This window comes from Acidovorax sp. GW821-FHT10A04, assembly GCF_059415825.1.
On record NZ_JBWKNZ010000003.1, the window covers coordinates 304,380 to 315,862 of the forward strand.

The window sequence follows — 11,483 nt, forward strand, 5'->3', positions numbered from 1 at the left end:
TGACCGGAGACCGGGGTCAGAACGGCATCTTGGGCATGCCGCCGCCGCCCAGGCCTTTCATGCCGCCCATCTTCTTCATCATCTTCATCAGGCCGCCGCCCTTCATCTTCTTCATCATGTCCTGCATCTGCTCGAACTCCTTGAGCAGGCGGTTGACCTCCTGGACATGCACGCCGGCACCACCCGCGATGCGCTTCTTGCGCGTGGCCTTGATCAGCTCGGGCTTGCGGCGCTCCAGCGGCGTCATGCTCTGGATGATGCCTTCCTTGCGCTTGATGTCCTTCTCGGCCTTGTCCATGTCCACGGCGCCGGCCTTGGCGGTGAACTGGGCCGGCAGCTTGTCCATGAGGCTCGACAGGCCGCCCATCTGCTTCATCTGCTGCAGCTGCGACAAAAAGTCGTTGAGGTCGAAGCCGTCACCGCTCTTGACCTTGGCGGCCAGCTTCTGCGCGGCCTCGATGTCCACACCGGCCGTGACCTGCTCCACCAGGGCCACGATGTCGCCCATGCCCAGGATGCGGCCCGCATGCCGCTCGGCGTCGAAGACCTCCAGGCCGTCAAGCTTTTCGGAGACGCCGGCGAACTTGATCGGCGCGCCCGTGATCTGGCGCACCGACAGCGCGGCACCGCCACGCGAGTCGCCGTCGAGCTTGGTCAGCACGATGCCGGTGAGCGGCAGGGCTTCCTTGAAGGCCTTGGCCGTGTTGATCGCGTCCTGGCCCTGCATGGCATCGACCACGAACAGGGTCTCGACTGGGTTCAGCGCGGCGTGCAGGTCCTTGATTTCCTTCATCAGCACTTCGTCGATGGCCAGGCGGCCGGCCGTGTCGACCAGCAGCACGTCGAAGTAGTGTTTCTTGGCGTAGTCGAGCGCGGCCAGGCCGATATCGAGCGGCTTCTGCTCGGGCGTGCTCGGGAACCACTCGGCACCGGCCTGCTTCGTCACGGTCTTGAGCTGCTCGATGGCGGCGGGGCGGTACACGTCGCCCGAGACGGTGAGCACCTTCTTCTTGCGCTTTTCGATCAGGTGCTTGGCCAGCTTGGCCGTGGTCGTGGTCTTGCCGGCGCCCTGCAGGCCGGCCATCAGGATCACGGCCGGTGGCTGGGCCGCCAGGTTGATGTCGGAAATGCCCTCGCCCATGGTGGCGGCGAGTTCGCGGTTGACGATGGAGACCAGGGTCTGGCCCGGCTTGAGTGAGCCCAGCACTTCCTGGCCCAGGGCCTTTTCCTTGACGCGGGCAATGAAATCCCGCACGACGGGCAGGGCCACGTCGGCTTCGAGCAGGGCCATGCGCACCTCGCGCAGCATGTCCTGCACGTTGGATTCGGTGATGCGGGCCTGGCCACGCATCTCCTTGACGAGGCGCGTGAGTTTGTCGGTAAGGGCGGAGGCCATAGGGATTGTTCCGGTGTTGCCCACGGGCGATTGGCACGGGTGGGCCCGCCAGGGCGCTGGCGGTGAAGCGAAAGGCAACTAAACTGTGCCCATGATTTTACCCAGTGCTTCTCCCCTGGGCTGGCTGCTCGCGCTTGCCGCAGCGGCGGCCTATGCCATGCCCGCTGCCGCGGCGTCGCGCCTGGGGGCGGCCGGCATGCGCAACGCCCTGCTGCTGGCATGGTTGCTGCACGGGGCCACGCTGGTGCTGGGGCTGTGGAACGAGGCGCCACGCTTCGGCTTTGCGCAGGCCCTGTCGATGACGGCCTGGCTGGTGCTCACGGTGTACGCGGTGGAAAAGCAGCTGTTTCCGCAGATGCAGGCGCGCTGGGTCCTGGCGGTGCTGGGTGCCCTGGCCATCGTGCTGGCGATGGTGTTCCCGGGCCAGCCGCTGCACGTGTCGGCCTCGGCCTGGCTGCCGCTGCACCTGGCGCTGGGCATCGCCTGTTACGGCCTGTTCGGCGCCGCCGTGGTGCATGCCTGGCTGATGACACGCGCCGAGCGCCACATCCGCCAGGCAGAAGACCCGCACAGCGGCATTCCGCTGCTCACCCTGGAGCGCCTGACCTTCCGCTTCGTGACGGCCGGCTTCGTGCTGCTCACCGCCACGCTGCTGGCCGGCTGGCTGTTCGGCGACGCCCTCTATGGCCGTGCCTGGCGCTGGGACCACAAGGCGATCTTCTCGCTGATGGCCTGGATCACGTTTGCCACGCTGCTGCTGGGCCGGGCGCGCTTCGGCTGGCGCGGCCGCACCGCCGTGGGCGTGCTCTACGCGGGCGCGGGCCTGCTGCTGCTGGCCTATGTGGGCTCGCGCTTCGTGCTCGAAGTCATCCTGGGCCGCAGCGCATGAAGTACCTTGTTCTGCTGGTGGTGCTGGTGGTGGCCATCGGCATCTGGCGCAGCAACCGCGCCGCGCCCAAGGAGGCCCAGCCCGGCAAGGCCCGCCCCCCGGCGCTGCCCCAGGACATGGTGGCCTGCGCGCACTGCGGCGTGCACGTGCCGCGTGCCGAGGCCCAGATCCAGGGGGAGAGCACCTACTGCAGCCTGGAGCACCTGCGCCTTGGCAAGCCCTGAACCGACGACGCCCATGGCCGATAGCCCGCCGCCGGCCAGCAACCTGCTGGTGACGGTGGACGCGCCTTTCCTGCGCCTGTGGAAGGGCTTCCTGACCGCCCGGGTGATGGTCGCCATCGCCCTGGTCCTGCTGCAGACCCTGGGCCAGGCGGTCAACCAGACGCTGGACCCGGCCACGCTGGCGGTCACCATGGCCTACCTGGTCGCCACCATCCTGATGCGCATCCTGGCACGCCACCGGCCGCCGCCACCGGGCACGGGCATGCACTGGCTGCCGTCCATCGGCGTCGACCTGGCCGTGGTCTGCGCCCTGCAGCTGCTGCACTCGGGCGCCCTAAACTACACCCCGCTGTTTGGCCTGCCGATCCTCATGGCGGCCGTGCTGGGCACCCTGACGCTGGCGCTGGGCACCACGGCGGGCGTGACCCTGCTGCTGCTGGGCCTGGCCTGGCTGGGCTCGCGCGCCGGGGTCGACGACCCCCAGCGCTACCTGCAAAGCGCCCTCACGGGCACGGGCTACTTCATCGTCTCCTACCTGGTGCACCAGCTCGCCACGCGCCTGGCGCGCGAGCAGGAAGTGGCCCTGCAAAGCCAGATGACGGCGCGTGTGCAGACGCAGGTGAGTGCCCTGGTGATCCAGAACCTCACGGACGGCGTGCTCGTGGTGGACGAAAACGACACCGTGCGCACGGCCAACCCCGCGGCCCTGCAATTGCTTGGCCAGCCGCCGCTGCCGCCGCTGCCCTTTTCGCTAACGCATGCCGCCGCCTGGGATCCCCTGGTGAAGCTGGCGCGCCGCACCTTCCGCCAGGAGATGCCCCAGACCGCCGATGCGGACCTGCTGCACCCCGGCGAAAGCCCCACCGGGCTGCATGTGCGCACCTGGCTGACCTCCTCGCGCACCCTGGCGCGCGAGGCCGGCAGCGAGCGGCTGTGCGTGATGTTCCTGCACGACCTGCGCGAGATGCAGGCGCGTCTGCGCACCGAGAAGCTGGCCGCGATGGGCCGCATGTCGGCCGCCGTGGCGCACGAGATCAGGAACCCCCTGGCGGCCATCGTCCAGGCCAATGCGCTGCTCGAGGAGGACCTCACGGACCCCGGCCAGAAGCGCCTGGCGCACATGGTGCAGCAGAACGCGGAACGCCTGGCACGCATTGCCGAGGAGGTGCTGGACATCGCCCGCGTGCAGCACCAGATCAGCCATTCGCCCGCCTCCACCCTGCAACTGGACGCAGCCGTGTCCCAGGTCTGGAACGACTGGCAAGGCCAGGACCCGGCACAGCGGCGCGGGCTGGTGGCCCTGGGTGCGGGCGATGCGCATGTGGAGTTCGACTCCGAGCACCTGCGCCGCGTGCTGGTGAACCTGCTGGACAATGCCCTGCGCTACCGGGGCGCCGAACCGGACTCGCTGTGCATCACCACGCGCACCAGCATCACCGGCCAGATCAGCCTGCAGGTCTGGAGCGATGGGGCGCCCATGGACAAGTCCGTGGAACGCCACCTGTTCGAGCCCTTCTTCTCGTCCGAAAGCCGCTCCAGCGGCCTGGGCCTGTACATCTGCCGCGAGCTGTGCCAGCGCCATGGCGCCTCGATCGGCTACCAGCGGGTCGTGCGCCTGACCCAGCGTGGCGAAACCGGCGGCAATGCATTTACGGTAGGCTTTCGGCGCACCACCCGCCCTTCCGAGCCGGCCTCCCTGTTCGACACCATCGTGGTCTGAAAGCCTTTTTCTTCTGCCCCCCATGAACGCCCCTGCTGCTTCCATCCTTGTCGTGGACGACGAGCCCGATCTGCGCACGCTCTACGAACTCACGCTGCTGCGCGAAGGCTACCGCGTGGAAACGGCCGCCAGCGTGCAGGAGGCGCGCGAGCAGCTCAAGGCCCACCGCTTCGACGCCGTGATCACCGACATGCGCCTGCCCGACGGCTTCGGCATGGAGCTGCTGCAGGACCTGCGCGACCAGCAGCGCAAGGAGCGCTGCGTGGTCATGACGGCCTATGGCTCGGCCGAGAACGCCGTGGAAGCCCTGCGCTCGGGCGCCTTCGACTACCTGACCAAGCCAGTGGACTTGAAGCAGTTCCGCTCGGTCGTGGCCTCGGCCATCCAGGGCACGGGGGGCGTGCCCGCGCCGCGCGCCTCGCGCACCCCGGGCGGGCGCGCAGGTGGCGGTAGCGGTACGGTCGATGCCCAGGCCTCGTCCTCGGCGCTGGACCGGCTGGTCGGCGAGTCGGCCGCCATGCGCAATGTCAAGCAGCGCGTGGCCAAGGTCGCACGCGGCATGGCGCCGGTGCTGATCCACGGCGAGTCGGGCACCGGCAAGGAGCTCGTCGCCCAGGCACTGCACGCCAGCAGCCAGCGCGCCGATGGCCCCTGGGTGGCCGTGAACTGCGGCGCCATTCCCGAGAACCTGCTCGAGGCCGAGTTCTTCGGCGCGCGCAAGGGCTCCTACACCGGCGCCAGCCAGGACCGGGACGGCTACTTCCAGGCTGCGCGCGGGGGCACCTTGTTCCTCGACGAGATCGGCGACCTGCCGCTGGCCATGCAATCGAAGCTGCTGCGCGCCATCCAGGAGCGCAGCGTGCGCGCCCTGGGCTCCACGCAGGAGGAGACGGTGGACGTGCGCATCGTGAGCGCCACGCACCGCGACCTGGCGGCCGACGTGCAGAGCGGCCGCTTCCGCCAGGACCTGTACTACCGCCTGAATGTGATCGAGGTCGTGATCCCGCCGCTGCGCGAGCGGCGCGAGGACCTGCCGGCCCTGTGCCGGGCCCTGCTCGCGCGCATCGCGCAGGACTCGGGCATGCCCGTGCCGGCCCTCACCGAGCACGCGATCCAGGCCATTGCCGCCCACCCGCTGACCGGCAACGTGCGCGAGCTTGAGAACCTGCTGCACCGCGCCGTGGCGCTGAGCGAAGGGGACGAGCTGCACGTGGACGGCGTGGCACCCCCGGCGGGCAGCGCAGCCCCCGACCGCGCTGAGCACATGCTGCCGCCGGATGCCGCGGCCTTCGCACCATTGGCCGCGCCGGACGCGCGCGATGCCGACGGTGCCCCGGCCCTCCCCACCGCCGGCTTGGCCGCCAGCCCGGCGATGCCGGGCGCCAGCACGCCCCTGCCCAGCGACCTGCAGGCCTGGCTGGACCAGCAGGAGCGCGACATCCTGGTGCGCGCACTGCGCGAGGCGGGGTTCAACCGCACGGCCACGGCGGCGCGCCTGGGCATCAGCCTGCGCCAGATCCGCTACCGCATCGCGCGCCTGAACATCGCCGTACCCAATGACCAGGACGCCCATGACGACGCTGGCTGACGCAGCCGGTGCCGGCGGCTCCGCCTGGGAGCAGGGCTGGCACCGGTCGGCCGTGCGCCACCCCTCGCCCAACTACGGCCCGCGCCCGCCAGCGGCACAGATCGACCTGATCGTGGTGCACTCCATCAGCCTGCCTCCGGGCGAGTACGGGGGCCCGGCCGTGCGCCAGCTGTTCACCAACACGCTCGACTGGGATGCGCACGCCTATTACCAGGGCATCCGCGGCCTCACGGTGTCCGCGCACTTCTTCATCGAGCGCACCGGGGTGCTCTGGCAGTTCGTGGACTGCGACCAGCGCGCCTGGCATGCCGGGCCCTCGGCCTACCGGGGCCGCGCGCAATGCAACGACGATTCCATCGGCATCGAGCTCGAAGGCCTTGAGGGCGAGCGCTTCGAGGCCGCCCAGTACGCCACCCTGGCCTGGCTGTGCCGCGACATCGCGCTGCGCTATCCGATCGCCCACCTGGCCGGCCACGAGCACATTGCCCCCGGGCGCAAGCACGATCCCGGCGCGGGTTTCGACTGGGCCGCCGTGCAGCAGTCCCTGGCCTGGCCAGCGGAGCGCTTTCCTCCCGAAACCCGGCCGGCGAACGCCATCGGCGATTGATCCGCCGGGCGTGGCACCTCGCCCCCCACGGACGGTGCCGGGACGCCACACCCGCAAATATTTTTTTGTGCGAATGCACAAATCCACGGCGCCAGTGCGCATGCGGCCTGCCGCGCAAAACCCCGCCGCATGGCGCGCGGTTGCGCGGTTTTTTCAGGCATCCATCGCGCGCATGGCGGGTTCGCAGCAGGTCCGTGCAGGCGCTTTATCCCTGGTGACACATGCTGTTTCGGAATTTGGGGTCGCCAGCGGCGGTACACTACAGGTAGCGTATTGAACGCGACAGACACACCATATATAGTGTGCGCCAGACGAGAAGCTGGCGCATCGCTTCTCTCCCCGGCGGCACCGAAAGCCGCCCGCACATCCCAGACAGCACCCAAAAAGAGGACATCCATGCAAGCTGCTTTGAACACGCCTTCGTCCACCACCCGCCCCGCATCCACGGATGCACCCGAGGCGGCTTCTGCACCGGAGGGCGCGAACCCCACGTTCGCCCACTACCAGATCATCCGCCGCAATGGCGCCGTGGTCCCGTTCGAGCCGCAGAAGATTGCCGTGGCGATGATGAAGGCGTTTCTGGCAGTGCACGGCACCCAGGGTGCCGCGTCGGCCAGCGTGCGCGAAGTGGTGGACACGCTGACCCAGAACGTCGCCCGCGCCCTGGCGCGCTCGCGTCCTGGCGGCGGCACCTTCCATATTGAAGACGTGCAGGACCAGGTGGAACTGGTGCTGATGCGCGGTGGCCACCACGAAGTGGCCCGCGCCTACGTGCTGTACCGCGAAAGCCGCACCCAGGAGCGTGCCCGCCATGTCGAACAGGAAGCCCAGGCCGCTCCCGCCCCGGCACTGCACGTGCTGGACGGCGACAAGCGCGTGGTGCTTGACCTGGTGCGCCTGCGGGGCCTGATCGAGTCGGCCTGCGTGAACCTGGGCGCCGACGTGTCGGCCCAGCCCATCGTGGCCGAGACCATGCGCAACCTGTACGACGGCGTCCCCATGGACGAGGTCTACAAGGCCTCCATCCTGGCAGCCCGCACGCTGATCGAAAAGGACCCCGACTACACCTACGCTACCGCACGCCTGCTGCTGCACACCATCGTGCGCGAAGTGCTGGGCCGCGAGGTCACCCAGGCCGAAATGGGCCAGAGCTACGTGGAGTACTTCCCGCAGTTCATCCAGAAGGGCGTGGACAACGAGCTGCTGGACCCGCGCCTGCTGACGTTCGACCTGGCCCGCCTGGGCGCCGCCCTCAATGCCGACCGCGACCTGCAGTTCGACTACCTGGGCCTGCAGACCCTGTACGACCGCTACTTCCTGCACGTGCGCAAGACCCGCATCGAGCTGCCCCAGTGCTTCTTCATGCGCGTGGCCATGGGCCTGTCGCTCAACGAAGCCGACCGTGAAGCCCGCGCCATCGAGTTCTACGAGATCCTCTCGAGCTTCGACTTCATGTCCAGCACGCCCACGCTGTTCAACAGCGGCACGCTGCGCTCGCAGCTGTCCTCGTGCTACCTGACCACCGTGCCCGACCACCTCGAAGGCATCTACGACTCCATCAAGGAGAACGCGCTGCTGTCCAAGTTCGCCGGCGGCCTGGGCAACGACTGGACCCGCGTGCGTGCCCTGGGCTCGCACATCAAGGGCACGAACGGCGAATCGCAGGGCGTGGTGCCCTTCCTCAAGGTGGTCAACGACACGGCCGTGGCCGTGAACCAGGGCGGCAAGCGCAAGGGCGCCGTCTGCACCTATCTGGAAACCTGGCACCTGGATATCGAGGAGTTCCTGGAGCTGCGCAAGAACACCGGCGATGACCGCCGCCGCACGCACGACATGAACACGGCCAACTGGATCCCCGACCTGTTCATGCGCCGCGTGATGGAAAAGGGCACCTGGACCCTGTTCTCGCCCTCCGACGTGCCTGACCTGCACGACCTGTTCGGCACCGCCTTCGAGAAGGCCTACGTGGCCTATGAAGCACGGGCTGCACGCGGCGAGATCAAGCCCTCCAAGACGGTGCAGGCCACCGACATGTGGCGCAAGATGCTGACCATGCTGTTCGAGACCGGCCATCCCTGGATCACCTTCAAGGATGCCTGCAATGTGCGCTCGCCCCAGCAGCACGCCGGCGTGGTGCACTCGTCCAATCTGTGCACCGAGATCACGCTGAACACCAGCGACACCGAGACCGCGGTCTGCAACCTGGGTTCCGTGAACCTGCTGCAGCACTTGAAGGACGGCCAGATCGACCACGCCAAGCTGCGCAAGACCATCACCGTGGCCATGCGCATGCTGGACAACGTGATCGACATCAACTACTACGCGGTCAACAAGGCGCGTGACTCCAACCTGCGCCACCGCCCCGTGGGCCTGGGCCTGATGGCTTTCCAGGACAGCCTGTACGAACTGCGCATTCCCTACGCTTCGCAAGCGGCCGTGGAGTTCGCCGACAAGTCGATGGAAGCCATCTGCTACTACGCCTACTGGGCCTCGACCGAGCTGGCCAAGGAACGTGGCCAGTACACGAGCTACAAGGGTTCGCTGTGGGACCAGGGCATCCTGCCCCTGGATACGCTGGACATGCTGGCCACGGCACGCGGCGGCTATGTCGAGGTGGACCGCTCGGCCACGCTGGACTGGGATGCGCTGCGCAAGAAGATCGCCCAGGACGGCATGCGCAACTCCAACTGCGTCGCCATCGCCCCCACCGCGACCATCTCCAACATCATCGGCGTGGACGCATCGATCGAGCCCTCGTTCGGCAACCTGTCGGTCAAGTCCAACCTCTCGGGCGAGTTCACCGTGATCAACGGTGGCCTGGTGCGCGACCTCAAGCGCCTGGGCCTGTGGGACGACGTGATGATCATGGACCTCAAGCACTTCAAGGGTTCGCTGCACCCCATCGACCGCGTACCGCAGGACATCAAGGCCCTGTACTCGACCGCCTTCGAAGTCGACTCGCAGTGGCTGGTGGAAGCCGCATCGCGCCGCCAGAAGTGGATCGACCAGGCGCAGAGCCTGAACATCTACATGGCCGGCGCATCGGGCAAGAAGCTCGACGACACCTACAAGCTGGCCTGGCTGCGCGGCCTGAAGACCACCTACTACCTGCGCACGCAGAGCGCCACGCACGTGGAGATGAGCACCGTGAACACGCGCCAGCTCAACTCCGTGTCGTCGGGCAGCGATGCCGGCGCGGCACAGGCAGCACCTGCCAAGCCCAGCGCGATGGAAGTGGCCGCAGCGGCTGCTGCCGCACAGGCCGCGGCACTGCCTGCCACCGACATCAAGTTCTGCGCGATCGATGATCCAACCTGCGAGGCCTGCCAGTAAGGCCCCATGAAGCGGCGCGCATGAGGACCCATGCACGCCGCTTCGGTGCTGTGAAGCAACAAAACGTTGCTGCACAACGCTGCGGTGCTTTCCTTTTTGCAGCACTGCTTTCATAATCCGAACACTGGAAAATCTATGTTGTCCTGGGACGAAGAAGTCAAGCCCTCATCGCAAAATCAACTGGACGGTGGACTGAACAAAAGCCACCCGGCGGAACAGTCGCCTTTGTCTTTCCAGACCCCCTCTCTTCAGGAAGTGCATGCGTCGATGACTGCATCCGCAGCACCGCAAGCGGCCCCTGCCGCAGCACCCGCGCACCGCCGCGTGAACGCTGCCGACAAGCGCATCATCAACGGCCAGACCGACGTCAACCAACTGGTGCCGTTCAAGTACAAGTGGGCCTGGGAAAAGTACCTCGCCACCTGCGCCAACCACTGGATGCCACAGGAAGTGAACATGACGCGCGACATCGCGTTGTGGAAGGACCCCAACGGCCTGACCGATGACGAGCGCCGCATCATCAAGCGCAACCTCGGCTTCTTCGTGACCGCCGACTCGCTGGCCGCCAACAACATCGTGCTGGGCACCTACCGCCACATCACCGCGCCCGAGTGCCGCCAGTTCCTGCTGCGCCAGGCCTTCGAGGAAGCGATCCACACGCATGCCTACCAGTACATCGTGGAGTCGCTGGGCCTCGATGAAGGCGAGATCTTCAACGCCTACCTGGAAGTGCCCTCGATCCGCGACAAGGACCAGTTCCTGATCCCCTTCATCGAGGCGATCATGGACCCCAACTTCCACACCGGCACCTTCGAGACCGACCAGACGCTGCTCAAGTCGCTGATCGTCTTCGCCTGCCTGATGGAAGGCCTGTTCTTCTACGTGGGCTTCACGCAGATCCTGGCGCTGGGCCGCCAGAACAAGATGACCGGCGCGGCCGAGCAGTACCAGTACATCCTGCGCGACGAGTCCATGCACTGCAATTTCGGCATCGACCTGATCAACCAGCTCAAGCTGGAGAACCCGCACCTGTGGACCGCGGAGTTCAAGGCCGAGATCAAGGCCCTGTTCATGAAGGCCGTGGAGCTCGAGTACCGCTACGCCGAAGACACCATGCCACGTGGCGTGCTGGGCATGAACGCATCGATGTTCAAGGGCTACCTGCGCTACATCGCGAACCGCCGCGCCACCCAGATCGGCCTGGAGACGCTGTTCCCCAACGAAGAAAATCCATTCCCCTGGATGAGCGAGATGATCGACCTGAAGAAGGAGCGCAACTTCTTCGAGACGCGCGTCATCGAGTACCAGTCGGGTGGCGCCTTGTCCTGGGACTAGCCTCGCAGGTGCACGCACGCCATGGATCCCCACACCACGCCCTGCACGGACAACGCCCAAGCGCGTTGCCGTGCAGGGCGTTCCCGTGTTCATGGAGATGGGGTACGCCCCATCTCCATGGATCGCTTCATGTCCACTGTAGACACGAAGTGCTCTTTGCAAATTGACTCAAGGAGAACATGATGGCAACTGCGAAAAAACCCGCTGCAAAGAAGGCAGCTCCCGCGAAGAAGGCTGTAGCTGCAAAGCCAGCAGCCAAGAAGGCCGCTCCCGCCAAGAAGGCAGCAGCACCAGCCAAGAAGGCCGCTCCCGCCAAGAAGGCAGCAGCACCAGCCAAGAAGGCCGCTCCCGCCAAGAAGGCAGCAGCACCAGCCAAGAAGGCCGCTCCTGC

General features: G+C 67.0%; 9 protein-coding genes. 8 read left to right on the forward strand and 1 reads right to left on the reverse strand.

The window, feature by feature from the left end; all coding sequences use genetic code 11:
- Positions 1–16: 16 nt before the first annotated feature.
- The gene (ffh, locus tag AC07PF_RS09075; protein ID WP_007859324.1) at positions 17–1,396 is read right to left on the reverse strand and encodes a signal recognition particle protein; all 1,380 of its coding nucleotides are present in this window, start codon (positions 1,394–1,396) and stop codon (positions 17–19) included.
- A 91-nt stretch (positions 1,397–1,487) separates the two neighbouring features.
- Between ffh and AC07PF_RS09080 the strand changes: the two genes are divergently transcribed.
- The 8 genes from AC07PF_RS09080 to AC07PF_RS09115 all read left to right on the forward strand — a co-directional run.
- Complete coding sequence (locus AC07PF_RS09080; protein ID WP_494611618.1) at positions 1,488–2,285, forward strand: cytochrome C assembly family protein; 798 nt, start codon at positions 1,488–1,490, stop codon at positions 2,283–2,285.
- Positions 2,282–2,509, forward strand: coding sequence for a PP0621 family protein (locus tag AC07PF_RS09085; RefSeq protein WP_145695783.1), 228 nt, complete (start codon positions 2,282–2,284; stop codon positions 2,507–2,509). Before AC07PF_RS09080 ends, AC07PF_RS09085 begins: the two co-directional genes overlap by 4 nt.
- A gap of 13 nt (positions 2,510–2,522) precedes the next feature.
- Entirely contained in the window at positions 2,523–4,229 is a 1,707-nt protein-coding gene (locus AC07PF_RS09090) for a sensor histidine kinase (protein WP_494611619.1), read from the forward strand.
- A 22-nt stretch (positions 4,230–4,251) separates the two neighbouring features.
- Positions 4,252–5,817 (forward strand): sigma-54-dependent transcriptional regulator, encoded by a 1,566-nt coding sequence (locus AC07PF_RS09095; RefSeq protein WP_494605615.1) that lies wholly within the window; start codon positions 4,252–4,254, stop codon positions 5,815–5,817.
- On the forward strand, positions 5,801–6,424 hold the full coding sequence (gene ampD / locus AC07PF_RS09100) for a 1,6-anhydro-N-acetylmuramyl-L-alanine amidase AmpD (RefSeq protein WP_494611620.1): 624 nt from the start codon (positions 5,801–5,803) through the stop codon (positions 6,422–6,424). The genes AC07PF_RS09095 and ampD overlap by 17 nt, the downstream gene beginning before the upstream one ends.
- A 396-nt stretch (positions 6,425–6,820) precedes the next feature.
- The gene (locus AC07PF_RS09105) at positions 6,821–9,757 is read left to right on the forward strand and encodes a ribonucleoside-diphosphate reductase subunit alpha (RefSeq protein ID WP_494611621.1); all 2,937 of its coding nucleotides are present in this window, start codon (positions 6,821–6,823) and stop codon (positions 9,755–9,757) included.
- A gap of 135 nt (positions 9,758–9,892) precedes the next feature.
- Entirely contained in the window at positions 9,893–11,092 is a 1,200-nt protein-coding gene (locus AC07PF_RS09110; protein WP_007859331.1) for a ribonucleotide-diphosphate reductase subunit beta, read from the forward strand.
- A 182-nt stretch (positions 11,093–11,274) separates the two neighbouring features.
- The coding region (locus tag AC07PF_RS09115; RefSeq protein ID WP_494611622.1) for a hypothetical protein at positions 11,275–11,483 on the forward strand (209 nt) is incomplete at its 3' end.